Origin of the sequence: Nocardioides ferulae (genome assembly GCF_003660455.1) — a bacterium.
In the GTDB taxonomy this organism is placed as follows: domain Bacteria; phylum Actinomycetota; class Actinomycetes; order Propionibacteriales; family Nocardioidaceae; genus Nocardioides; species Nocardioides ferulae.
On record NZ_QZVR01000007.1, the window covers coordinates 1 to 24713 of the forward strand.

Genomic DNA, 24713 nt, shown 5'->3' on the forward strand with positions numbered 1-24713 from the left:
CGCCGCGATCTTCAAGACCGCCCTCCACGCCCACACCAGCCCCCGACTCGACCACCACCACGAAGTCGCCGACGGGCTCCCCCGCCTCGACCCCGACACCGGCGAACGCATCCCCCACGACCAGCTCCTCGGGCTCGCCTTCTGCGCGCTCACCGAGCACATCCCGACCGACAAGCTCCCCACCCAAGGCCGGACCCCGGTCAACGTCGTCGCCACCATCGACCACGACAAGCTCCGTCACGACCTCGGCGCCGCCGGCCTCTCCACCGGCGACCAGATCTCCATCAGCCAACTCCGCCGCCTGGCCTGCGAACACAGCCTCCTGCCCGCCGTCCTCGACGGCGAGTCCCAGGTCCTCGACCTCGGCCGCAGCCAACGACTCTTCACCGGCCCTCAACGCATCGCGATGGGCCTGGCCCACCACCAATGCCAAGCACGCGGCTGCACCGTCCCCGCCGCATGGTGCGAAGCCCACCACAAGAACCCCTGGGCCCAAGGCGGCAACACCGACCTCGCCGACGGCGCCCTCCTCTGCCCCTGGCACCACCACCGCGACTACGACCAGGCCTGGGCACCCGACGGCACCGTCACCTTCACCCGACTCCGCCAATAGACCGACCACCGCAACACGGTGGATCAGCAACTCATCTCCGGGCCGGCTCGTGAGCAGTCACCTGCCCCTTGGCCTGGAGCGCACTCCAGGGTCTTGAATCGTCACATGCCCGACGACACGACGCCCACCCATCCGCTCAGCGCCCGCACCGCCATGCTCGGCCCAGGCGCCCCGTCGGTGACCCGCCTTGCGCTCGGCACGATGACTTTCGGGGTCGAGACGGCTGAGCAGGCAGCCTTCGCACAGCTCGATCACTACGTCGAGCAAGGCGGCACGTTCATCGACACTGCCGATGTCTACGGCTCGGGCGAGTCCGAGCGGATCGTCGGTCGGTGGCTCGCTGATCGCGGGCACGACCACCTGGTGATCGCGACCAAGGGGCGCTTCGGCGCGCCGGCCGGGGCACCGGGGGCCTCACGGCGCGAGCTGCGTCGCGCCGTCGCCGGGAGCTTGTCCCGGCTCGGGCTCGACGCCCTGGACGTCTACTTCGTGCACGGTTGGGACGAACAGACACCGATCGAGGACACCCTGGACACCCTCACCGCGCTGGTCCGGGCCGGCACCATCCACCAGGTGGGGTGGTCCAACGTGACCGGCTGGCAGCTTCAACGGATCATCACCACCGCCCGGCTCGGCGGCTACGTCGTCCCGACCGTCCTCCAGCCGCAGTACAACCTCCTCGACCGCGGCATCGAACTGGAGGTGCTGCCCGTCTGTCTTGAGGAGTCGGTCGCCCTGACCCCGTGGTCGCCCCTGGCCGGTGGCTGGTTGACCGGCAAGTACAGCCCGGACAGCCGCCCCGCCGGCGCCACCCGACTCGGCGAGGATCCCGACCGCGGTGTCGAGGCCTACGACACGCGCAACACCGACCGGACCTGGCGGATCCTCGACACCGTGACGAGCATCGCCGAGCGATATGGCCGACCTCCTGCGCACGTCGCGCTGGCCTGGCTGCTGACCCGACCCGGCGTCGCCTCGGTCCTGCTCGGCGCCCGGACCGCCGAACAGCTCTCGCAGACCCTCGGCGCCGTCGGCCTCACGCTCGAGGACGACGACACCCAGGCGCTCACCCGCGTCAGCGACCCCGGCCTGCCGCCGTATCCCTACGGAATGGTCGAGGACTTCTGCCAGCTGGGGCACTGGCAGCGGCTGGGCATCCGGCCAGGGACCCGCACAGCACCGAGCGGTGGCGACCACTAGGGCCTCAACGACGACGACACAGCCCACCCCCGGCGGGGACGCCGCCGGGAGTGGGCTGCCGATGCTCAGTCGCGGGTCAGCCGGCGGTGGGTGACCCGGTGCGGACGGGCGGCCTCGACACCGAGACGCTCGACCTTGTTCTCCTCGTAGGAGGCGAAGTTGCCCTCGAACCAGAACCACTTCGCGTCGTCCTCGTCGTCGCCCTCCCACGCGAGGATGTGGGTGGCCACCCGGTCGAGGAACCAGCGGTCGTGGGAGGTGACCACCGCGCAGCCGGGGAAGTCGAGCAGCGCGTCCTCGAGCGAGGAGAGCGTCTCGACGTCGAGGTCGTTGGTGGGCTCGTCGAGCAGCAGCAGGTTGCCGCCCATCTTCAAGGTGAGCGCGAGGTTCAGGCGGTTGCGCTCACCGCCCGACAGCACGCCCGACTTCTTCTGCTGGTCGGGGCCCTTGAAGCCGAACGAGGCCACGTAGGCGCGCGAGTTCATCTCGAAGTTCGCGACCTTGATGAAGTCCAGACCGTCGGAGACGACCTCCCAGACGTTCTTGTTGGGGTCGATGCCGCCGCGGCTCTGGTCGACGTAGGAGATCTTCACCGTCTGCCCGACGTTGAGCTCGCCCGCGTCGGGCTGCTCCTGGTCGGTGATCATCCGGAACAGCGTGGTCTTGCCGACGCCGTTGGGGCCGATGACGCCGACGATGCCGGCCCGGGGCAGCGAGAACGTCAGGTCGCGGATCAGGGTGCGGTCGCCGAAGCCCTTGGTGAGCCCCTTGGCCTCGAGCACCACGTCACCGAGGCGCGGACCCGCCGGGATGTTGATCTCGGAGGTGTCGATCTTGCGCATCCGGTCGGCCTCGGCCGCCATCTCCTCGTAGCGGGCCAGCCGGGACTTGCTCTTGGCCTGCCGCGCCTTGGGGTTGGAGCGGACCCACTCCAGCTCCTTCTCGAGCATCTTGGCGCGCTTGGCGTCCTTCTGCCCCTCGATCTTGAGCCGCTCCTTCTTGGTCTCCAGGTAGGTGGAGTAGTTGCCCTCGTAGCCGTGGATGGCACCGCGGTCGACCTCGGCGATCCACTCGGCGACGTTGTCGAGGAAGTAGCGGTCGTGGGTCACGGCCAGGACGGCACCGGGGTAGCTCTTGAGGTGGCCCTCGAGCCACTGCACCGACTCGGCGTCGAGGTGGTTGGTGGGCTCGTCGAGCAGCAGCAGGTCGGGCTGCTGGAGCAGCAGCTTGCACAGCGCGACCCGGCGCCGCTCGCCACCGGAGAGGTTGTCGACGATCGCCTCGGGCGGCGGGCAGCGCAGCGCGTCCATCGCCTGGTCCAGCCGGCTGTCGAGATCCCACGCGTTCGCGTGGTCGAGCTCGGTCTGGAGGTTGCCGGCCTCCTCGTTCAGCTTGTCGAGGTCGGCGTCGGGGTCGCCCATCGAGGCGTAGAGCTCGTCGAGCCGCGCCATCTTGCCCTTGATCTCGCTGACCGCCTCCTCGACGTTCTCGAGGACCGTCTTGCCCTCGGTCAGCGGCGGCTCCTGCTGGAGCATGCCGACCGTGGCCTCCGGGTCGAGCATCGCGTCGCCGTTGTTGGGGTGGTCGAGCCCGGCCATGATCTTCAGCAGCGACGACTTGCCGGCGCCGTTGGGCCCTACGACGCCGATCTTGGCGCCGTGCAGGAACGACAGCGTGACGTTGTCGAGGACGACCTTGTCACCGTGGGCCTTGCGGACGTTGCGCAGGGTGAAGACATATTCCGCCATGGTGGGAGAGCCTAGTTGGCCGAGCCAGGCCAGACCCGATCGGGGGTTCGCCGCGTCCGGAGGGCTCAGGGCCTGTCGGTCGTCCGGCCGACCCGACGGGCCCTGGGCATCTCCGGGCCCCGGTGCGCGATCAGGCGGCGCTGCTGTCGGCGGGCGCGGTCTGCGTGGCGGCTGCCGGCTGCGGCGCGTCGCGCGACTCGCCGGTGTCCGCCTGCTGCCGGGCCTGACCGCCGACGCGGGTGAACGACGCGGTGCCCCGGTTGAGGTCGTGACCCACGACGTCGGCCTCGACCTCGAACGTGGTCACCTCGACCTGGCTGGCGTTGACCCAGGTGCTGGTGCGCAGCCGGCCGTGGACGACGACGGCGTCGCCCACCTTGAGCGAGGCCTCGCAGTGCTCACCCAGGCCCCGCCAGGCGTTCACCGTGAACCACTGGGTCTGCCCGCTGACCCACTCGTCGGTGCGGCGCACGTAGCGGCGCGGGGTGCTGCCGACCCGGAACGACGCCACGTTGGAGTCTCCGGCGCGGCGCACCGTCACCGGTCCTCCGACGTAGCCCTGCAGGGTCACCATGGTCTCGTTCATCTCGTCTCCTCGTCGCACTGTGGTGTGTCGAGGAGCAGGCTGCCCCGCTCTGCCGGGGCAGCGCACGGGCCACCGCAGGGGCCTGTGGACAGGCGATTCCGGGCCGGGCCTGTGGACGAGGGCTACTTGAGGGCCTTGGCCAGCCCGTTGCGCACGGTCGTGTAGGCCTGCAGCTCGGCCTCGACCGGGGCCACCACGAGCTCGGCGGCCACCTCGTGCACCGCACCACGCAGCCGCCGGTCCGCGGCCGCCGCCCGGCGGCGCGCGGTCATCGCGACCAGCGCCCGGCTCAGCAGCGCGAGGAGCACCCCCAGCAGCACCCCGCCGAGCAGCATCAGCGTCGGCACCGGCAGTCCGGCCACCTTCGGCGTGGACGGTTCGGGGACCTGCAGGTAGCCCATCACGGCGAGCGCCGCGAGCCACCCGAAGCCGCCGACGGCGGAGAGCAGCAGCAGCCACTGCAGCAGGCGCACGGCACCCGCCCAGACGGGCAGCTTCGCGACGCCGAGATCGGCCTCGCCGAGGGTGCGGTCGAGCCGGTCGCCGAGGTCGGGAAGGTGCGCCAGCGAGGCGCGGCGCACGGCCTCGGTCCAGGGCGGGGCCAAGCCCGCCGACACGTCGTCGGCCAGCGCCCGCACCTCGGTGTCGACCCGGGCCCGCTGGACCTGGGTGGCCTCCGGCACCGACGTGCGCGCCCGGCCGGTGAGCCGGTCGCCCTCGGCCCCGAGGTCGAGGTGGAGACGCTTGAGCGGATCGGGCTTGAGCCGGGAGAACCAGGAGACCACCGGCCAGCCCGTCGCCCGGCCCGCGCGCATCCGGGTGGAGCGCTCCACCGCCGACACCACGGTCGGCACGCCCGCCGCGTCGGCCAGCGCGGACTCCAGGGCCGCGACCCGCTCCGCGGGAACCGCCCGGGTCCTGGCGTCGCCGGAGGCCTGCTCGAGCCGGAGGGCGGTGGCCCGGACGTCGGCCTCCAGACGGGTGCGGGTGGTCTTCTTGGCCGCCACCCGGCGGGCGATCTCGCCGCGCAGCTCGGGGATGCCGAAGCCGTGCTTGGCGCTCAGCGGCACCACGGGTACGCCGTGCAGGCCGTCGGCGTCCAGCAGTCGGCGGACGTCGTCGACCATGCTCTGCCGGCGGTCCTCGGGCACGGTGTCGATGTGGTTGAGGACCACGAGCATCACCTCGTGGTGGCCCGCCATCGGCGCGAGGTAGCGGTCGTGGATGGCCGCGTCGGCGTACTTCTGGGGGTCGAGCACCCACACCAGCAGGTCCGCGAGCTGCACGAGCCGGTCGACCTCGAGGTGGTGGGAGACCTCCGTGGAGTCGTGGTCGGGCAGGTCGAGCAGCACCACGCCCTCGAGCGCGGAGTCCTCGCGGGAGTTGTCGAGCAGGGAGTCGCGCGTGGTCCGGTGGCGCGGGGGGATCTCGAGCCAGTCGAGCAGCTCCTCGGCGCCCTCGGCACCCCACACGCAGGCGCTGGCCCACGAGGTCGTCGGCCGCCGCACGCCCACGGCGGAGAGCTCCAGCCCGGTGAGCGCGTTGAACGTCGAGGACTTGCCCGAGCCGGTGGCACCCGCGATGGCGACCACGGTGTGCTGCGCCGAGAGCCGCAGCCGGCCGGTGGCGCGGTCGAGGACCTGGGTGGCGTCGTCGAGCAGGCGGTCGTCGAGGCGACCCCGCGCCGCGCCGAGCGCGGCGTCGAGGCCCTCGAGGCGACTGCCGATGTCGGTGCCCCGGGTGACCAGCTTCTTGGCCCCCTCCAGCAAGGACGTCATCTTCTCCCTCGGACGCTGCGTCTGTGTGCTCGGGTTCGGTCGGTGGTGCGGTCGGTCCCTCGGACCAACCCTAGGTGTAGCCGGTCAGGCCCCGTCGGGCGCCTGACCTGCGGCGGGCCGGGCCGCGGCGAAGCGCAGGTCGTCGACCCGCCGCGCCGCCTCGCGCACCTGCTCGGCGGCGTCCGGTGTCAGCTCGAGCGCGTCGAGCAGCGCCAGGTAGCGGCGCCGCTCGTCGTCCAGCAGCGCCCGAACCCGCTCCTCGAGCGAGCGCCGGGCCCGCTCTGCGAGGCTACGCACCGCCTGGTCGCCGAAGACCGCCTCGAGCAGCTTCTGGCCCAGCACCGCCGAGCCCCCGGCGATGCCGGCCTCGGCGCCGCTGAGCCCGTAGCTGTGGACGAACACGACGACCATCAGTGCGACCGCGAGCCCGTTCACCCCGAAGGCCAGGAAGCGCGCGGTGCCCCGCTTGTCGGCGCCCTCGGTGCGCACCATCTCGAGCACGTCGTGCTGCCAGTCGCGCACCGCTCGCTCGGCGTTGCGCCGCAGGTCTCGGGAGGCGCGGCCGAGGTCCTGGTCGGCGCCGGCGAGCAGGGCCTGGCCCGCGGCCAGCTGCCGCCAGGACGCCTCGGCCCGCTCGGCCGCGGCCTCGGCGTGCTCCAGGATCAGCGTCTCGAGGCCCGACTCGACCGCGACCGTGACCCGCTCGGCCTGCTGGGGCTTGCCCTTCACCGCGTTGACCACGCGGTCGCGCAGCCACCCGACCCGGTTCTCCAGGCTCTTGAGCAGCTCGCCGGTGCCGACGAACTCCTGCCAGCGGGCCAGCACCTCGCCGCGCAGGAGGGTGCCGTCGGCCGAGGCGGTCACCACCGCCTCGATGGCCTCGTCGTAGGCGCGGTCGGCGTCCTCGCGAAGCCGGCGGGCCACCCCGGACTGCTCGGCCGCGGCGTCGGCGACCGGGTAGGCACGCCGGGCCACGGTGCGGATGGCGCCCTCGAGCGTCTGCCGGACCACCGCGGTGCGGGCGCTGCTGTCGGCGGCCAGCGACTCCAGCCACCCGCGCACGTCGCGCACCAGCGCCGGAGGCAGCAGCCCCTCGTCGGAGACCGTGCCCTCGCTCACCGTGAACAACGGGGAGTCCTTCAACCCGCGGCTGGCCAGCATCCGGGCCAGGTGGGTGGCGACCGTGTGCAGCGCGTCGTCGGAGGTGCGGTCGAGCACCACGGCGACCGCGGCGGAGCGCTCGGCGGCCTGCTTGAGGAAGTCCCACGGCACTTGGTCGGCGTAGCGGGCGGCGGAGGTGACGAACAGCCACAGGTCGGCGGCGGCGAGCAGCTGCGCGGCCAGCAGCCGGTTCTGCTCCTCGACCGAGTCGACGTCGGGGGCGTCGAGGATGGCCAGCCCCTGCGGGATCGTGTCGGCGGGCACCAGCTGCAGGGCGCCCGGGTCGGTCGTGGCGTGGGAGACCCGCTCGAGGTCGGGCAGCAGGCGGTCCTGGCCGAACCACTCGGCGTCGTCGGGGTGGTGCACCAGCACCGGGCTGCGGGTGGTCGGACGCAGCACGCCCGGCTGGGTCACCCGCCGGCCGACCAGCGAGTTCACCAGCGTCGACTTGCCGGCCCCGGTCGAGCCCCCCACCACGGCCAGCAGGGGCGCCTCGATCGTCATCAGCCGCGGGATCACGTAGTCCTCGAGCTGATCGACCATCTCCCGGCGCGCCGTGCGGTGGGCCTCGACGCTCGGCCCCTCCAGCGGCAGGGTCGCCGCCTGCAGCGCCCCGCGCAGCCGCACCAGCGCGGTCAGCATCTGGGTGCTGTCCATCTGGGTCTCGCTGGAACGATGGGTCATCGGGTCGGGACCACCTGTCCGGGGAAGGCGATGGACGGGCGGACGGCGCCGATCCTGGCGACGTACTCCTGACCACGCAGGGCGAAGTCCGGGGGCGGGGTGCCCCGGAGATAGCGGTGGTGGAGGAACCCGAGCTCCACGGCGGCCTGCTGATAGTCGCGCATCGCCCGCTCGGCGTCCGGGCCGCCCCGCTCCCTGGCGTGCCGGCGGGCCAGCCGCCGGGCGCCGAGGTCGACCACCCAGCCGATGTCGGTGCCGGGGATCAGGCCCCGCCGGGCGGCGTCGCCGAGCGCCATCGTGAGCATCCGCCGCTCCGAGCGGCGCGCCCAGAACGCCAGGCCGCCCAGCCCCAGCAGCGCCGGCAGCATCAGCACCAGGTAGACCAGCGCGAAGCTGCCGAAGCCGAAGATCGTGGAGCCGTTCCACAGTCCGTGTGCGATCACGGCCAGGAGGTACCCCCCAACCGGCGCCAGCAGGCGTACCGCACCGCTGCGGGATCCCACCGCGATGCCGACCCCGAGGCCGATGAACGTGGTGAACAGCGGGTGCGCGAACGGGCTGAACAGGCAGCGCAGCACGAAGGTGGTGGTCAGCGCGGTGGTGCCGCCGGGCCCCATGCCGTCGGTGCCGTCGTAGGCGGCGGCGAGATAGAGGATGTTCTCGACGAACGCGAAGCCCACCCCGACCATGCCGGCGTAGACGATGCCGTCGAGGATGCCGTCGAGCTCGGCCCGTCGCCACCACAGCAACAGCAGCAGGAACGCGCCCTTGCTGGCCTCCTCGGTGACCGGGGCGACCACGGCGAGGCTGGCCTCCTCGGTGAACCCCACCACCCAGCCGCCGACACCCTGCACCAGGATCGCGGCCGCCGTGGCGACGAATCCGCCCCACAGCAGCCCGGACGCCAACAGCCACCGTGGCTCGGGCTCGTAGCGGTCCAGCCACAGGTAGGCAGCGACCAGCGGGCCGACCGGCAGTGCCGCGAGCACCGTCGCCAGGACGAGGGTGCCCGGCGCACCCGAGAGCGCCAGGACCAGCAGCATCAACGCCGCGCTGCCCGCGACCAGCACCGAGACCACGACCGTGAACACGACGCCGTCGCGGCGGCGCGTCCGGACTGCTACGGGGGGTGCTGACACGGCCCGCAGCCTATCGGCTGACCCGGCTCCGGGGCCGATCGCCGCGTACAGTGGCGGGCGTGAGTGAGCAGGTCACCCCCGAGAGCACCGAGCCCAAGAACCCGCCTGCCGAGGCCGGGCAGACCGAGGCGAAGACCGAGTCGCACGACCCGGCCGTGCCGGCGGCGTACGCCGCGTTCATGCGGCAGGGCTGGGGCGACCGCGAGCTCGACCTGCCGCCGCACCCGGCGACCGAGCACGCCGCCCGGCGGCGGGCACAGCTCGCGGCGGCGTTCCCCGGCGAGCGGCTCGTGCTGCCCGCCGGCACCTTCAAGGTGCGCTCGAACGACACCGACTACCGGTTCCGCTCCGACACCGCCCACACCTACTTCACCCTCAACCAGACCACCGACGCGGTCCTGGTGCTCGACGACGGTGAGGCGGTGCTCTACGCGCGACCGCGGTCCAGCCGCGAGACCGACGAGTTCTTCCGCGACCGCCAGTACGGCGAGCTCTGGGCCGGCCGCCGGCCCTCGCTCGGCGAGATGTCGGCGTCCCTGGGGCTGGAGGTGCGCCACGTCGACGAGCTGCCCGCCGCGCTGTCGGGGTCGGGCAAGACCCGCGTGCACCGCGGGGTGTCGGCGCAGGTCGACGCACTCGTCGACGGCGACGACGCGCTCGACGGCGACCTGGCCCGCGTCGTCTCGGAGATGCGCCTGGTCAAGGACGACTGGGAGGTCGGCGAGCTCCAGGCCGCCTGCGACGTCACGACGCTCGGCTTCGAGGACTCCGTGCGCGAGTGGGACCGCGTGCTCGAGTTCGGCGAGCGCTGGATCGAGGGCACCTTCTTCCGCCGTGCGCGGGCGATGGGCAACGACATCGGCTACGACTCCATCGTCGGCGGCGGCAAGCACGCCACGACGCTGCACTGGATCGACAACACCGGCCCGATCACCCCCGGTGAGCTGGTGCTGCTCGACATGGGCGTCGAGGGCCGCGACCTCTACACCGCCGACGTCACCCGCACCCTCCCGGTCGACGGCCGGTTCACGCCGTTGCAGCGCGAGCTCTACGACCTGGTCCTCGCCGCCCAGCAGGCGGGCATCGAGGCGGTCCGGCCCGGGGTCGAGTTCAGCTCGGTGCACCAGGCCTCGATGACCGTGCTCGCGCACGGGCTCGAGGGTCTCGGCCTGCTGCCGGTCTCCGCCGAGGAGGCGCTCGACCCCGACAGCCGGGTCTACGCCCGCTGGACCCTGCACGGCACCAGCCACATGCTCGGCATGGACGTCCACGACTGCGGCCGGGCCGCGCCGGAGTCCTACGCGAAGGGCACCCTGGCCGAGGGCATGTGCCTGACCGTCGAGCCGGGGCTGTACTTCCAGGAGGACGACCTGCTGGTCCCCGAGGAGCTGCGCGGCATCGGCATCCGGATCGAGGACGACGTGCTGGTCACCGCCGACGGTGCCCGCAACCTGTCCGCCGCGCTCCCCCGGGCCGCCGCCGACATCGAGGAGTGGATGGGGCGGCTGCGCGGCTGACCCGCCACCGCTCCCACGGCGATCAGGGGGCCGCGTCGGCGAGCGCGGCCACGGCCGCCCGCACCACCTCGGCCGGCAGCTTGGTGACCTCCCGGTCGTAGGTGAGCAGGCCGTTGATCTCGTCCTCGACGTCGCTGAGCTGGGTGTAGACCGTGGCGGCCAGTCCCTGCCGGACCGCCGGCGCGAGCCGGCGACGGTGCAGCCGCAGGAACGCCTCGGCCAGCGCGCCCGCGTCGCGCATCCGGCGGTAGCCGAAGCTCTTCTCCCCCCACGTGTGCCCGGGCACGGCCAGCGCGTAGCCGCCGTACTCGGTGAGCGCCAGCACCCGCGGCTCCCGGCGCCGCCGGACCGCCCTCGGCACCCGGAAGGGGCGGAAGTAGACGTGCAGGCTGCGCAGGTCGCCCGCGCCCTGGTCGTGCCAGCCGCTGGCGTGGTCGACCGGCCGGGTCGGGTCGAGCGCCGCCACCTCGCCCGCGATCCGGGCGGCGTCGAACTGCCCCCAGCCCTCGTTGAACGGCACCCACACCGCCAGCGAGGTGGCGCTGCGCAGGTGCTCGACCAGCTCGCGCAGCTCCCGTTCGTACGCCGCGCGGCCGGCGCTGTCTGCCCGGCCGAACCGCCGGTGGCCACGCGCACCGGTGTCACGCAGCCGCACGAACGGCGCGACCGCCGGCGCGGTGACCACGCCGGGACGGTAGGCCGCGCCGCCGTTGACGGCGTCCTGCCACACCAGCATCCCGAGCCGGTCGCAGTGGTGGTACCACCGCAGCGGCTCGACCTTGATGTGCTTGCGCAGCATCGTGAACCCGAGCCGCTTCATCTCGGCGATGTCGTGCACCATCGCCGCATCGGCCGGCGGCGTGTAGAGACCGTCGGGCCAGTAGCCCTGGTCGAGCACGCCGACCTGGAGGAACGGCTCGCCGTTGAGCAGCAGTCGCGGCCGGCCGTCGGCGCCGGGCCCGACGCCGAACGAGCGCATCCCGACCTGGCCGGTCACCCGGTCGGCGCCGGCGCGGACGGTCACCTCGTAGAGGAACGGGTCGTCGGGGTGCCAGGGCCGGATCTCGTCGAGCGCCACCCGGGTCGGCGTGCCGGTGACCACCTCGGCACGGCCGGTCACCCGCTCGCCGGCACGCACCTCCACCTCGGCCGGGACCGGGGCGGGCCCGTCCAGATGCACGGTGACCTCGAGCTCTCCGGCGGCCAGGTCAGGGGTCAGCACCAGCCGCTCGACGTACGTCTCCGGCACGGTCTCGAGCCAGACCGTCTGCCAGATGCCGGACTGGGGGGTGTACCAGATGCCGCCGCGGCGGGTGCGCTGCTTCCCGCGCGAGCGCGGGCCGGCATCGGTCTCGTCCTCGACCGCGACGACCACCGTGAGCGAGCCATCGGGGGCCACCGCGTCGGTGACCTCGCAGCGCACCGGCAGGTAGCCACCCTCGTGCCGGCCCACCTCGTCCAACCGGTCGGTGTCCGGGCCGGCCAGCACCCGGCAGACCTGGTCGACGGCGCCGAGGTGGAGCAGCACCCGCTCCCCCGCGGCCGCTCGCAGCGGGGCGGGGAGCGATACGGTGCGGTGGTACCAGATGGTCTCGCCGGGTCGGAGCGCGCGACCCACGCCCGACAGCGGCGCCTCCGGGGAGAACGGCACCACGATCTCGCCGTCCCAGGTCGCGGGCGTGGGGTCGTCGAGCCGCCCCGCCACGATCGCGTAGGACCAGCGGCCGTTGAGGTTGAGCCAGCGCTCCCGGAACAGCTGCGGTCGAGGGTGCTCGGGCAGGGTGGCGTCCGGGTCGAGTGCGCGACCCCACCGGGTCAGCATGGTCACGAGACCGGCTCCAGCGCCGCGGCCCGCAGCTCGAGGCGCCGGGCGAGCAGCGCGAGCGGCAGCACGACGGCGAGCACCGCGGCGGCCGCCAGGAAGATGCCCGGAGTGGGCACCTGCCGCTCCACCCCCAGATCGGTGTAGGTGCGCCCGGACCCGTGGATGACCGCGGCGCCGAGGAACGGCCCGACCACCATCGGCACCAGCACCGCGAAGACCATCCGCAGGCCCTGCACCTGGCCGGCGCGGTCGCGCGGCGTGTGGTCGCGCACGAACGAGCCGACGGCGGCCAGCACCAGCATCATCCCGCCGATCGTCACCAGTCCGGCGAGGATGACCGCCGCCATGCCGCGGGCCGGGAACATCAGCAGCAGCCCGGCCGCATAGATCGCGACCGCCGGGAACACCGCCCGCAGCTTGCCCATCCGGTCGATCAACCGGCCGCCCAGCACCGCCACCACGGTGGCACCGCCCAGCACCACGGCCAGCACGAGCGCGTAGCCGTCGATGCGCAGCGTCTTCTGCAGATAGATGATCAGGAACGGCAGGAACACCTGGGTCGCGGTGCCGACCACGGCCCACATCACCAACGCCAGGTAGAGCACCGGGTTCGCGCGCACGGCGGAGGGGCGCAGCCCGTGCAGCACCGAGCCGAGGTAGCCCTCGGGGCTGCGCCGCAGCGCCGGCGCGTCGCGCACCGTGAACCAGGCGAGCACCCCGGCCGCCGCCACCAGCAGCCCGATCGAGCCGAAGAACGCCCGCCAGTCGTCGCGCTGGGCCAGCCAGTCGAACCCGCCGAAGACGATCAGCATCGACACCAGGGCCAGCGGCGCGACCACCCCCTCGACGCGGCCACGGACGTCGGGGGTGGTGATGTCGGTGATCCAGGCCTGGTACGCCGCGTCGTTGGCGCCGGCGCCCAGGAACGACATCAGGCAGTCGAGCAGCACGACCGCGACCACCGCGAACGCCACCGCGTCGCCCACCGGAGCCCAGGTCGCGACCGCGTCGGCGCTGAGGAGGCCGAAGCCGGCGGTGGTCAGCCCCCAGGCGACGTAGCCGAGGGCGATGAACCGGCGCCGGGTGCCCGCCCGGTCGGAGGCGGCACCGACCAGCATCGCCGCCACCGTGGCGGTGACCGCGCTGGCGGCCACCAGCACCGCTGTGACGGTCGGGTCGTCGGTGATCGTCTCGTAGACGAACAGGTTGAGGTACATGTTCTCGACCGTCCAGGCGAGCTGGCCAGCCAGGCCGAGCACGACGACGAGGGTCCACGTGCGGCGAGTCACGGTCGGACTCTAGAGGGAGGCACGCTCCGCGCGGGCGCGTTCGAGCGCGTGACGTGCGGGACGCTGCAGGGCCGCGCTCACCAGCACCGCCAGCACCGTCGCGGCCACGGTCACCGCGAACGCGGCCTGGTGGCCGTGCCGGTCGGCGAGCTGCCCGGCGACCGCCGCGCCCACGGCGTACCCGACCCCGGCGGCGCCGGCGATCAGTGTCATCCCCATCGCCACCCGGGCGCCGGGCAGGATCCGCTCACCCAGGGTGAACACGCTGATCATGTAGGGCGCGACGCCGAAGCCCAGGGCCAGCACCACGAGCACGAGCGCGAGGAGCGAGTCCACGGCCAGCAGCGGGGCGGAGAGCACGAGCAGCGCCGCGGCCGCGACCAGCAGCCGGCGCTCGTGACCGAGCCGTTCGGGCAGCAGCACGGTCGCCAGGCCGGCCAGCACGCTGCCGACGCCCAGCAGGCTGTGCACCAGGCCGGCCACGCCGGGACGGCCGACCTCCGCGGCGAGCGCGGTGGTGCCGGTCTGGGTGGCGCCGAAGAGGATGCCGACGCACAGCATCGCCGGGAGGAGCGCGAACAGCAGCCTCGGGAGCCCGCCCCCGCCGGCGGTCCGGGGCCCCGAGGCCCGGGTCATCCGGGCGGTGGGGTGCAGCGCGAACGCGGTGCCGAAGACCGCGAGCAGGACGGCCGCGGTGAGGACCGCCCCGGGCGGCGAGACCAGCACGACGAGCATGCCGACCAGCGCGGGGCCGAGCACGAAGGAGGCCTCGTCGGCGGCGCCCTCGTAGGAGAACGCGGCGTCCATCAGCCGCAGCCGCGGCTGGCCGGGGCGTTCGGTGATCGGCCGCCAGCGGACGCGAGCGAGCGGGCCGACCTGCGGCAGGGCGAGCCCGGCGCCGGCGGCGACCGCCACCAGCACCGGCGCGGGCCGGTCGTTGCCCGCGATAGCGACGAGCCCGGCCAGGGCGGCCGCGCCGACCAGCGACTGGGTCAGCACCACGGGCCGCTGGCCGTGCCGGTCGGCCAGCATGCCGGCGAACGGCGCCCCGACCGCGTTCGTGACCGCGAGGGCTCCGGCGGCGAGCCCGCCGGTGCCGTAGCTGCCGGTGGCGTCGGAGACGAGCAGCAGCGTGCCCATCTGGCTCATGGCCAGCGGCAGCCGCCCGACGAAGGCGACCAGCACGTAGAGGGGTCCGGTGAGCGCGAACAGGCGCCGGTAGGAGGCGAGGGGTGACACGGGTGGGTCCTTGGAGGGTGCGCAGAGGGAGGCGCGCGCCGAACCCACCTCCAACGACGCGCAGGGACCCTGTGCGCCGTGAAGTCTAGCGCCGTGGCGGCGTCGCTACTGCTTCGCCGCCGGCACCGCGGACCCCTGGTGGGCCGACCAGGCGGAGGAGACCATCTCGCGCAGGGAGTGCCGCATCCGCCAGTCGAGGTCGCGGGCGGCCAGGTCGCCGGAGGCGACGATCCGGGCCGGGTCGCCGGGCCTGCGGTCCGTGATCACCGGGTCGAAGTCGATGCCGGTGACCTCACGGACGGTGTCCATGATCTCGCGCACCGAGGTGCCGTCGCCGGAGCCGAGGTTGTAGATCCGCTCGACCGGCTCGCCGCCCGCCAGCCGCCGCGCCGCCGCGACGTGGGCCTCGGCGAGGTCGACGACGTGCACGTAGTCGCGCACGCAGGTGCCGTCGGGCGTCGGGTAGTCGTCGCCGTTGATCTGGGGCGTCCGGCCGCTCGCGAGCATCTCGAACACCCGCGGGAACAGGTTGTGGGGGCTGGCGTCGAACAGGTCGACCGAGCCGGAGCCGACCACGTTGAAGTAGCGCAGGCTGGTGTGGTGCAGCCCGTGCGCCCGACCGGCGGCACGCAGCATCCACTCGCCGATCAGCTTGGTCTCACCGTAGGGCGACTCGGGCATGGTGGGCGTCTGCTCGGTGACCACCGGCACGTCGGGGGTGCCGTAGGTCGCGGCGCTGGAGGAGAACACCATCTTGTCGACGCCGAGCGCCTGCATGCAGCTGAGCAGCGTGACCATGCCGGACACGTTCTGCTCGTAGGTGTGCAGCGGGCGCTCGACCGAGACTCCGGCGTACTTGAACCCGGCGATGTGCACGACCCCGTCGACTTCGTACTCCTGGAGGGTGTGGTCGACCAGCTTGGCGTCGAGCACACTGCCCTGCACCAGCTCGACGCCCGGCGGGACGAAGCTCTCGAACCCCGTGGACAGGTCGTCGAGGACCACGACCGGCAGGTCCGCCTCGACCATCGCACGCACGACGTGCGAGCCGATGTAGCCCGCGCCTCCGGTCACCAACCAGGTCATCTGGGCACGCTATCGCGAGGCTCGGCCGGGTCGGGGGACGACGCGCGACTCGGATGTCCCGACTGCGCAGTCAGCGCGGCTCGTTATGCGAGGAGCGGCCCGTGACCTGGGACACCATCGGTCAGGCTGGTCCTCCGGCGGCCGATCGGCACCGCGACGGCCCGGGGGGGGTGGTCCGTCGAGGCTCCCTCGAGCCTCGTTCTCGGGCCATCACTCGGCCGGCCGGCTCGGGAGGCGCGGCAGCACGGAGGAGTCCACCGGCATGTCCGCCCCCACAACCTCATCGATGCAAGCGCGCCCCGCCGCCGACCGCCCCGCCGCCGACCGCCGGCGTTCGCGTCTGGTCGGCTGGTTCGACGACCTCAGGCTGCGCTCCAAGGTGCTCCTGGTGGCCGCTCTGGGCCTGCTGCTCGCGGGCGGCATCGGTGGCGTGTCGGTGATGCAGATGGGGAAGCTCGCCGACGAGGCCGCCGCGATCGAGCGGGAGGGCCTGGAGCCGATCGCGCACATCGGGCTGGTGCGGCAGGCGTTCCTGCAGACCCGGGTGGACGCCCTGGCCGACGAGATGGCCACCGAGGAGGGACCCGCGCACGAGGCCTACCTCGCCGACGTCGAGGCGATGGAGGCGGCGCTGGCCACCCTCGAGCGTGAGGTGGACCTCGACGAGACCGACCAGGCCAAGCTGGCCGAGTTCCGTGCGGACTGGGCTGCGTACACCGAGCTGGCCGGCGGGCCGGTGCTCGACCTGGCCCGCGACCGCCGCTGGACCGCGCTGGCCGAGCTGCGCGAGGCCGAGGTCGCTCCGTTGGCGACCTCGCTGCACGAGACGCTGGACTGGCTGGAGGACATGATCGCCGGGGAGGCCGTCGCGGCGGTCGAGGAGGCCGAGGCCACCTACGCCGCCGCGCGCACCACGCTCTTCCTGGTGCTCGGGGTCGGCCTGCTGGTCTCGATCGGCCTGTCCCTGGTCGTCGCCCGCCGCATCGCCGGACCCATCGTGGCCACCGCAACCGCCCTACGCGGACTCGCCGCCGGCGAACTCACCCAACACCTCGACCTCGACTCCAAAGACGAAGTCGGCCAAATGGCCACCGCCCTCAACACCGCCAGCGACCGCCTCGCCGAAGCCATGACCAACATGGCCGACAACGCCGGATCCCTCGCCTCCGCCGCCGAAGAGCTCTCCGCCGTCTCCAACCAGATGTCCGGCTCCGCCGGCGAGACCGCCACCCAGACCGAACTCGTCTCCGCCGCCGCCGAACAAGTCTCCCGCAACGTCCAGACCGTCGCCGCCGGCACCGAAGAGATGTCCGCCTCCATCCGCGAGATCGCCACCAACGCCACCAGCGCCGCCGGCGTCGCCACCCAAGCCGTCGAAGTCGCCGAAACCACCAACACCACCGTCGCCAAACTCGGCCAGTCCTCCATCGAAGTCGGCAACGTCGTCAAGGTCATCACCTCCATCGCCGAACAGACCAACCTCCTCGCCCTCAACGCCACCATCGAAGCCGCCCGCGCCGGCGAAGCCGGCAAGGGCTTCGCCGTCGTCGCCAACGAAGTCAAAGAGCTCGCCCAGGAGACCAGCCGCGCCACCGAAGACATCAGCACCCGCATCCAGGCCATCCAGACCGACACCGAGGCCGCCGTGCAGGCCATCGCCCACATCTCCACCATCATCGCCGAGATCAGCGACGCCCAGACCACCATCGCCTCAGCCGTCGAGGAGCAGACCGCCACCACCAACGAGATGAGCCGCAACGTCAACGAAGCCGCCCTCGGCGCAGGCGACATCGCCCAAAACATCACCGGCGTCGCCCGCACCACCAACGACACCACCGCCGCCGCGAACTCCACCAGCCAAGCCGCCGGAGAGCTCGCCCGCATGGCCGCCGAGATGCAACGACTCGTCAGCGGGTTCAAGTACTAGAGCAACCAGCAGCCCGCTGCGCGCCAGCGTCCAGGTGTGCGGTTCGGTGTCGGCATCCGGCACCGAACCGCACATCAGGCTCAGGAGGAGTGAACCGCCTGGCCCGGGCGTGCGTGCGGCTCGTCCACCCCGGGGGGCACATAGACACAGGTGGGGTCCGAGCCGAGCAGGTCACCGGTGACAGCGTAGGCGTGGGAGCGGGAGCCCCCGCACAAGTCGCGGAACTCGCAGACCCCGCACTTGCCGTGGAACCCGGCCGGGTCGCGCAGCGAGGTCAGCACCGGATCGGTGCGGTAGATCTCGCGGAAGCTGCGCTCGGTGACGTTGCCGCAGCGCTGCGGGAGGAAGCCGGAGGGGTAGACATCGCCGACGTGGTCGATGAACGCGAAGCCGCGCCCGGAGTTCACGTCGATCGGCGGTCGCGGCCGCCGCGTCTGCCCCGCCCTGCCCTGTCGCAGGTCGGCGGTGGCGGCGCTCAGCTGGTGGTAGAGGTCTCCGAGCTCCACCTGCTCCCCGCGGGCCCGCTGGATCGCGACCCGGCGGTAGTGCGGAGCCTCGGTGGCCTTGACCGCGACCAGGTCGGAGACGTCGTGCAGCCAGTGCAACACGTCCTCGACCTCGGGCGCCGACAGCGGCGTGAGCGCGGTACCCCGCCCGGTCGGAACCAGGAAGAACACGCTCCACAGCGCTGCGCCCAGGTCGAGGACCGTGCGCAGCACGTCGGGCAGCTCGTCGACGGTGCCGCGGGTGACGGTGGTGTTGATCTGCAGCCGGTAGCCGGCCTCCTTGACCCAGCGCGCGGCGCGCATGGTGTCGTCGTACACGCCGGGGACGCCGCGGAACGAGTCGTGGGTGCCGGCGACCGCGCCGTCCAGCGACAGGGAGAGCGCCACGGCCCCGGCGTCGCGCAGCTCCGCCAGGACGTCGGGGGTGAGCCGCGGGGTGACCGACGGCGAGAGCGCCACGTGCAGGCCCAGCCCGGTGCCGTAGCGCACCAGCTCGGGCAGGTCGGGCCGCTCGAACGGATCGCCGCCGGTGAGGACGACGATCGGGAACGGCTTGCCGAACCCGGCGATGTCGTCGAGGAGGGCCTTGCCCTGGACGGTGGTGAGCTGCCGCGGGTGTGCGCGGTGCTGGGCGTCGGCACGGCAGTGCCGGCACACGAGCGCACAGGCGCGGGTGACCTCCCAGATCGTGATCATCGGCCGGTCGCCCGGGTCGTGGTGCAGCTGACGCACCGCGGGGCGGGTCTCGGCACGGCTCTGGACGGTCATGCAGTCTCCTCGGAGGGGGTGAGAGCGGCCGCGGCGGCGGTGCCGGACCGAAGGCAGGAGGCGATGCCGAGACCGTCGTACGACGCGCCGGCGAGGACGACGCCAGGCGGCAGGGCGGCGCGCAGCGCGGCGAGCCGGGCGACGTGCCCGACGGTGAGCTGGGGCAGCGCGGCGGGCCACCGGCGGACGATGCTCGCGCTGGGCTCGGCCCCGAGACCGGTGATGGCGCGCAGGTCGGAGAGGAGCGCGGCGACCAACTGGTCGTCGCCCAGGTCACAGGCACGGTGCTCACCGGCCCGGCCCGCGGACAGCCGCAGCCAGAAGTCGTTCCCGGTGTCGAGGTGGGGCCACTTGCGCGTGAGATGGGTGGCAGCCTTGAGGAGCCGACCGCTGCCGGCGGGCACGAGCATGCCGGTGCCGCGCAGCGCGGCCTCGGCGGCCCGGGCAGGCACGGCTACCAGCACGGTGGCCACGTCGGCGGCTTCGGCCGGGTCGAGGCTCCGGCCCGCAGCGGGAACGAGCGTGTCCAGCAGGCGGACGGTGGTCGGGGCCGGCACGGCCAGGACGACGGCGTCCACGACGTCCGCACCGCCGCGCACGCCTTCGGTGGTGACCTCGTACCCACCGCCGGGCGCCGCGGCCAGCGAGGTGACCGTGACCCCGGTCCGGACCTCCACGCCCGGGCAGTCTGCGACGAGCCGTGAGGTCAGCGCGCTCAGACCCTCGGGCCAGGTCGCGAAGCTCATCGTCGGGGCGGGGCCGTTGCGCGGGGGGCGCCGCAGCACCAGCGAGCGGCGGCCGGTGGCCGCGGGCACCAACGCGGGCGCGCAGGCGCGCAGACTGAGCCGGGAGACGTCGCCGGCGTGCAGCCCGCCGAGGAGGGGGTCCACGAAGGTGCGCACGACCGAGGTGCCGAAGCGGCGTCCGACGAAGTCGCCGACGGAGACGTCGGCGTCGTCGGCCAGCGGAGGGGTGGTCCGGGCGACGACGGGCTCGAGTCCGGCGCGGGCCAGCCCGGTCCAGGTCAGCGTGCGGCTGCTCAGCACCGGGCCGAGCCGGCTGGGTCCGGCCGGGCCGACGCCGGCCGGCAGCGGCCGCAGGCCCCGGGGCGTGAGCAGGCTGCTGCCCAGCGGGGCGGAGCGGACCATGGTGTCGCCCAGGCCGAGCTCCTCGATCAGGTCGGCGACGCCGGGGGCCGCGAGGTGGAGCGCCTCGGCGCCGACGTCGAGGTGCAGCCCGGGCGCGACCTCGACGGACTCCACCTGACCGCCGATCCGGTCGGCCGACTCCAGCAGCAGCACCCGGGCGCCGGAGCGGGCGAGTCGCCGCGCGGCGACCAACCCGGACACTCCTGCCCCGATCACCGCCACCCTGCGAGGCGGGCGAGAATCCACGTCCTCGAGCCTAGGCAGCGGGGCCGGCCCGGACCGGGGCCTTTGGTCACCCGGGTTCGGGACGCAGGTCCGCGGTCGGCACGGCCGTCCCGGGCCAGGGTGTCCGCGCCGTGTGGCAGATTCCTGCCGTGTCCAACCGTCCCCCGGTCCCCGAGCATTACGTCACCCGCCTGCGCGGCATCCTGCAGGGCTTCCCGCAGTGCCGCGAGGAGGACGCCTGGGCGGGAGTGCGGTGGCGGGTGCAGGGCCGCACCGTGGCCCACGTGTTCGGCGGGGAGGACCAGCGGTTCCGGATCACCTTCCGCGCCGAGCCCGACGAGGTGCTCGCCTTCCAGCACCTCGGCGCGCCGTACTTCAAGGTCGACTGGGGCGACAACGTCGTCGGCATCCTCCTCGACGACGACACCGACTGGGAGGAGCTCGCCGAGCTGCTCACCGACTCCTACTGCCTCCAGGCGCCCGATCGCCTCGCGGCACAGGTCGACCGGCCCGACGACTGAGGTGCCGGCCGGGAGGTGTGTCGTTCGCTGCCACCTGTTGGCAGCGAACGACACATCACCAAGTGGCGGCGTCCGCTGCGTGGACCCTGGACGGGCTCGATGGCGGCACTACACAGCCAATGGACCGCGATGCGCCATACTTGGCCCCGGGTGGGTCCTCGCGGAGACGGAACCACAGCACTGCCGTTCCTCGGTTGCCGTCGCCGCGCATGCCCATCCCCCGCCTCCGTAGCTCAGCTGGATAGAGCAGCGGCCTTCTAATCCGCCGGTCGCAGGTTCGAATCCTGCCGGGGGCGCCACGACGCACTCGTCGGGGTCCGCTGACCCTCGGGACGGGCATGACCGGTAACCACGCCCCGGCGAGACCACACCCGGGAGGGACCATGGTGAACGGGCCGGGGTCGCGCAGCAGTCGGGTTTGAAGCTGCGCCGAGGCGCCGCCGAGCGCACCGGGCTGTACGTCGGAGCCGTCGCCGCCGCTGGCACCGTGGTCGGGCTGGTCGTGATGCTGGTGCTCGCGCTCACCGGCCACTGGTCCTGAACGGACCGCCCTCGAAAGGTCAGCCCAAGGTGTCGTCGATGCTGCGCACCCGGTCCGGCTCGAAGCCGTGGCGCATGCCCCAACCCACAGCCTGTGAGCGCCGCTCGACACCGATCTTGCGGTAGGCGGTGCGGATGTAGGTCTTCACCGAGTTGATGCTCAGGTAGGTGCGCTGCGCGATCTCCTGGTTGCTCAGGCCCTGGGTGATCAGCGCCAGCACCTCGGCCTCGCGGGCGGTCAGCCCGTGCTCGCGGCCGGGCCAGGCGCCGACCTCCTCGTGGACGGGCTCCTCGTGCTCGGGGAGCACGGTCTCTCCGTCGAAGATCCGCTCGATCGCCGCGACGATCTCCTCGGCCGGCAGCGCCTTCGACAGGTAGCCGGTGGCGCCGGCCCGCAGGGCCCCCTCGACCAGCTCGCGGTGGGTGTTCCAGCTGAACACGACCAAGCGAGCGTCACCGCCCGCGCGCACGGCCTCCACGTCCACCGAGGCACCCTGCGCGGCACCGAAGGTGTCGTAGAGGATCACGTCGACGTCGCTCGCCACCGGCAGTCGGCTGTCGATCTCGACCACGGCGACGCGGTCGGCGTAGGGCTCCAGCGCAGCAGCAACTCCCGCGACCACGATCTCGTAGTCGTTCACGACGGCGATGCGGATCGGCTTGCCCTGGCTCATGGCGGAACCCTAACCCGCCGGCGACACGCCGGCTCGGGTCCGCATGGGGCACCGGCGGAGGGGATACAAACCTGGTGGCCCCGCGAAGTATGAGTTCGCGGGGCCGCTGCTGTCCCTGCGCCGGGACGATCTCGATCAGGCGTCCGGCGCTGCCGCGACGTAGGCGTCGATCTCGCCGAGCACCCGCTGGTTGACCGCGTCATCGGCGTACGACGCGCGGACGGCAGTGCGGGCCAGCTCGGCGACGCCGTCGCTGTCGAGCTCGAGCAGATCGGCGGCGATCTCGTACTCGCGGTTCAGCGAGGTGTTGAACATCGGCGGATCGTCGGAGTTCACCGTCACCGGCACCCCTGCCTCGTGGAAGGCGCGGATCGGGTGCTCCTCCAGCGTGGCGACGGCCCGCGTCGCGATGTTCGAGGAGGGGCACACCTCCAGCGGGATGTCGTTCTCGGCCAGATACTCCAGCAGCGCGGAGTCCTGTGCGGCGGACGTGCCGTGCCCGATCCGCTCGGCGCCGAGGAGCCGGACGGCGTCCCAGATCGTCTCGGGGCCAGTGGTCTCCCCTGCGTGCGGCAGGCAGTGCAGGCCCGCCTGCCGGGCCGCGGTGAAGTACGGCTCGAACTGGGGGCGCGGCACGCCGATCTCCGGGCCGCCGAGACCGAACCCGATCAGCCCCTCGGGGCGGTGGTTCACCGCGTAGTCGAGGGTCGCCTCGGCCGCGGGCAGCCCGAACTCGCCGGGGATGTCGTAGATCCAGCGCAGCACCAGGCCGAAGTCCCGCTCCGCCGCGATCCGCGCGTCCTCGATGGCCTCGGTGTAGGCCTCGATGGGCATGCCCTTGCCCTCCTCGTGCGGACGCACGGAGGTGTACGGCGTGCAGGTCAGCTCGGCGTACCGCAGCTGCTGGCCCTCCGACATCTCTCGCGCCACCTCGTAGGTGAGGTAGTGGATGTCCTCGGGGGTGCGGACCAGGTCGACGACCGCGAGGTAGACCTCGATGAAGTGGGCGAAGTCGCGGAACTCGTAGAAGCGGCGCAGCTCGTCGAGGTCGCTGGGCACCGTCCCGGGGTGCCGGGACGCCAGCTCGGCGACCATCCGCGGGGACGCGGAGCCGACGTGGTGCACGTGCAGCTCGGCCTTGGGCAGCCCGGCGATGAAGCGTCTCGCATCCATGAACCGATCATGGCAGCGACCCGACGGGCGCACCGAAACGTCGACGCCGCCGTCGCCGCCGGTGGCTCGCCCTACTCGCCGAGCGCCTCCTGCAGCTGCGCCACGGCGTCGGCCGGGTTCTCGGTGACCTCGCCGTCGATGAACACCGTCGGGGTGCCGGAGACGTCGTTCTTCGACATCTCGTCGGTGGCGTTGACGGTCCACTGCTCGAAGGTCATGTCCTCGATGCCGGAGCGCACCGCGTCCTCGTCGGCGCCCGCCTCGACGGCGTAGTCGACCAGCTGGTCGTCGGAGAGCCCGTCGCCGCCCTGCGGCTGGTTCTCGAGGAGGACGTCGTGGAACTCCAGGAAGGCCTCCTCGCCCGCGGTGTCCAGGACCACCATCGCGGCGTTGTGCGCCCGATCCGAGTAGTCATTGAGGAACGACACGACACGGAACTCGACCCTCGCGCGGCCGTCCTCGGCGGCGGCGTTCAACTGGTCGCCCATCGCCGCGTGGAACTGCGCGCAGACCCCGCACTGGAAATCCTCGTAGATGACCACCTCCAGCGGGGCGTCCTCCTCGCCGATGACCACGCCGTAGTCGTCGGTCACGCCGGCCGGCACGCTGTCCGCCTCGTCGCCGGAGGTGTCCTGACCCGAGAGCACCATGAACATCCCGACGACGATCACGAGCAGCACGGCGACGATGGCGCCGACGATGATCGACTGGCGCTGACGCTCCTTGCGCTGCTGCTCGGCGATGGCCGCGGCGGCTCGCTGGGAGCGTGAGTCGCGCTCGGTCTTCTTCGACATCAGGGTCCTTCCGGCACAGGACGGAACAAGAGGTTGTCCACCGCGATCCGGGTCCGTCCAACCCAGACGAGGAACAGGGAGGCCGCGAGCAGCGCGACGTCGCGGGCGATCTCCCACGGGTACTTCGAGGAGGCGCCCTCCTCGAGCCCGCCGCCGCCGAAGCAGCCGCAGTCGATCTCGAGCCCGCGCGCCCACGCGGAGGAGATGCCGATGATGAACGCGACGCAGAGCAGGGCCGAGACGGCGCCCGCGGTGCGGGTCAACAGGCCGAACACCAGCATGGCGCCGACGACCACCTCCAGCACGGGCAGCAGGTGACCCACGGTGGGTTCGATCGACGGCGGCAACAGGTCGTAGGCGCGCACGGCGCGGACGCTGGCAGCAGGGTCGGGGAACTTCAACGCCCCCGCGACGATCCATACGCCACCGACCACGAGACGCGCCAGTAGGCCGAGCCACTCCTTCACGGAGTCCACGCTAGGCCGCCGCCCTGAGCGGGGGCTGAGAGGCGAAGGTCCCGTCCTTGCGGGACCGCTGCCCGTGCCCGAGGGCCTATCGTGGCTCCCCGTGAA

Annotated in this window: 21 protein-coding genes and 1 tRNA gene; 7 read left to right on the forward strand and 15 right to left on the reverse strand. The window is 72.8% G+C overall.

Features of this window, described 5'->3' with window-relative positions; translation table 11 throughout:
• Both D6B71_RS10105 and D6B71_RS10110 read left to right on the forward strand, forming a co-directional pair.
• On the forward strand, window positions 1–613 hold a 613-nt coding region (locus D6B71_RS10105; RefSeq protein WP_164519608.1), incomplete at its 5' end, for an HNH endonuclease signature motif containing protein.
• 105 nt (window positions 614–718) lie between these two features.
• Window positions 719–1813: an aldo/keto reductase gene (locus tag D6B71_RS10110; protein ID WP_240641296.1), complete on the forward strand. Its 1095-nt coding sequence runs from the start codon at window positions 719–721 to the stop codon at window positions 1811–1813.
• A 65-nt stretch (window positions 1814–1878) separates the two neighbouring features.
• Here the strand turns inward: D6B71_RS10110 and ettA are convergent, their stop codons facing one another.
• The 5 genes from ettA to D6B71_RS10135 all read right to left on the reverse strand — a co-directional run bounded on the left by ettA (window position 1879) and on the right by D6B71_RS10135 (window position 8909).
• On the reverse strand, window positions 1879–3561 hold the full coding sequence (gene ettA / locus D6B71_RS10115) for an energy-dependent translational throttle protein EttA (protein ID WP_121254636.1): 1683 nt from the start codon (window positions 3559–3561) through the stop codon (window positions 1879–1881).
• A gap of 130 nt (window positions 3562–3691) precedes the next feature.
• Window positions 3692–4147 (reverse strand): single-stranded DNA-binding protein, encoded by a 456-nt coding sequence (locus D6B71_RS10120; RefSeq protein ID WP_121254638.1) that lies wholly within the window; start codon window positions 4145–4147, stop codon window positions 3692–3694.
• Window positions 4148–4269: 122 nt separating this feature from the next.
• Window positions 4270–5925: a YfjP family GTPase gene (locus tag D6B71_RS10125; protein WP_121254640.1), complete on the reverse strand. Its 1656-nt coding sequence runs from the start codon at window positions 5923–5925 to the stop codon at window positions 4270–4272.
• Between the two features lie 84 nt (window positions 5926–6009).
• A complete protein-coding gene (locus D6B71_RS10130; RefSeq protein WP_240641297.1) occupies window positions 6010–7770 on the reverse strand; it encodes a dynamin family protein in 1761 nt (586 codons plus the stop codon).
• Entirely contained in the window at window positions 7767–8909 is a 1143-nt protein-coding gene (locus D6B71_RS10135) for a PrsW family intramembrane metalloprotease (protein ID WP_240641298.1), read from the reverse strand. Before D6B71_RS10135 ends, D6B71_RS10130 begins: the two co-directional genes overlap by 4 nt.
• A gap of 59 nt (window positions 8910–8968) precedes the next feature.
• Here D6B71_RS10135 and D6B71_RS10140 point away from each other — a divergent pair, with 59 nt between their 5' ends.
• Complete coding sequence (locus D6B71_RS10140; protein WP_121254642.1) at window positions 8969–10426, forward strand: aminopeptidase P family protein; 1458 nt, start codon at window positions 8969–8971, stop codon at window positions 10424–10426.
• A 22-nt stretch (window positions 10427–10448) separates the two neighbouring features.
• Here the strand turns inward: D6B71_RS10140 and D6B71_RS10145 are convergent, their stop codons facing one another.
• The 4 genes from D6B71_RS10145 to galE form a co-directional block, all read right to left on the reverse strand.
• Complete coding sequence (locus tag D6B71_RS10145) at window positions 10449–12248, reverse strand: glycoside hydrolase family 2 protein (protein ID WP_240641319.1); 1800 nt, start codon at window positions 12246–12248, stop codon at window positions 10449–10451.
• Between the two features lie 2 nt (window positions 12249–12250).
• A complete protein-coding gene (locus D6B71_RS10150) occupies window positions 12251–13540 on the reverse strand; it encodes an MFS transporter (protein ID WP_206051675.1) in 1290 nt (429 codons plus the stop codon).
• Window positions 13541–13549: 9 nt separating this feature from the next.
• Complete coding sequence (locus D6B71_RS10155) at window positions 13550–14779, reverse strand: MFS transporter (RefSeq protein ID WP_121254646.1); 1230 nt, start codon at window positions 14777–14779, stop codon at window positions 13550–13552.
• 105 nt (window positions 14780–14884) lie between these two features.
• Complete coding sequence (galE, locus tag D6B71_RS10160) at window positions 14885–15865, reverse strand: UDP-glucose 4-epimerase GalE (RefSeq protein WP_121254648.1); 981 nt, start codon at window positions 15863–15865, stop codon at window positions 14885–14887.
• Between the two features lie 286 nt (window positions 15866–16151).
• Here galE and D6B71_RS23775 point away from each other — a divergent pair, with 286 nt between their 5' ends.
• Window positions 16152–17792: a methyl-accepting chemotaxis protein gene (locus tag D6B71_RS23775; protein WP_121254650.1), complete on the forward strand. Its 1641-nt coding sequence runs from the start codon at window positions 16152–16154 to the stop codon at window positions 17790–17792.
• Window positions 17793–17872: 80 nt separating this feature from the next.
• On the opposite strand, the gene D6B71_RS10170 is transcribed toward D6B71_RS23775, so the two are convergent.
• Both D6B71_RS10170 and hemG read right to left on the reverse strand, forming a co-directional pair.
• On the reverse strand, window positions 17873–19066 hold the full coding sequence (locus D6B71_RS10170) for a TIGR04053 family radical SAM/SPASM domain-containing protein (protein ID WP_121254652.1): 1194 nt from the start codon (window positions 19064–19066) through the stop codon (window positions 17873–17875).
• Entirely contained in the window at window positions 19063–20460 is a 1398-nt protein-coding gene (gene hemG / locus D6B71_RS10175) for a protoporphyrinogen oxidase (protein ID WP_164519609.1), read from the reverse strand. Before hemG ends, D6B71_RS10170 begins: the two co-directional genes overlap by 4 nt.
• A gap of 128 nt (window positions 20461–20588) precedes the next feature.
• Between hemG and D6B71_RS10180 the strand changes: the two genes are divergently transcribed.
• From D6B71_RS10180 to D6B71_RS23780, 3 genes are all read left to right on the forward strand, one after another.
• Entirely contained in the window at window positions 20589–20960 is a 372-nt protein-coding gene (locus tag D6B71_RS10180) for an MmcQ/YjbR family DNA-binding protein (protein ID WP_121254657.1), read from the forward strand.
• A 222-nt stretch (window positions 20961–21182) separates the two neighbouring features.
• Window positions 21183–21259, forward strand: a tRNA-Arg gene (locus D6B71_RS10185).
• A 119-nt stretch (window positions 21260–21378) separates the two neighbouring features.
• Window positions 21379–21501: a hypothetical protein gene (locus tag D6B71_RS23780; protein ID WP_276310996.1), complete on the forward strand. Its 123-nt coding sequence runs from the start codon at window positions 21379–21381 to the stop codon at window positions 21499–21501.
• Between the two features lie 19 nt (window positions 21502–21520).
• Here the strand turns inward: D6B71_RS23780 and D6B71_RS10190 are convergent, their stop codons facing one another.
• The 4 genes from D6B71_RS10190 to D6B71_RS10205 form a co-directional block, all read right to left on the reverse strand.
• On the reverse strand, window positions 21521–22174 hold the full coding sequence (locus tag D6B71_RS10190; protein ID WP_121254659.1) for a response regulator transcription factor: 654 nt from the start codon (window positions 22172–22174) through the stop codon (window positions 21521–21523).
• A 135-nt stretch (window positions 22175–22309) separates the two neighbouring features.
• Complete coding sequence (locus D6B71_RS10195) at window positions 22310–23347, reverse strand: adenosine deaminase (protein WP_121254661.1); 1038 nt, start codon at window positions 23345–23347, stop codon at window positions 22310–22312.
• A 71-nt stretch (window positions 23348–23418) separates the two neighbouring features.
• The gene (locus D6B71_RS10200; protein ID WP_121254663.1) at window positions 23419–24141 is read right to left on the reverse strand and encodes a DsbA family protein; all 723 of its coding nucleotides are present in this window, start codon (window positions 24139–24141) and stop codon (window positions 23419–23421) included.
• On the reverse strand, window positions 24141–24608 hold the full coding sequence (locus D6B71_RS10205) for a DoxX family protein (RefSeq protein WP_240641299.1): 468 nt from the start codon (window positions 24606–24608) through the stop codon (window positions 24141–24143). Before D6B71_RS10205 ends, D6B71_RS10200 begins: the two co-directional genes overlap by 1 nt.
• Between the last annotated feature and the right edge of the window lie 105 nt (window positions 24609–24713).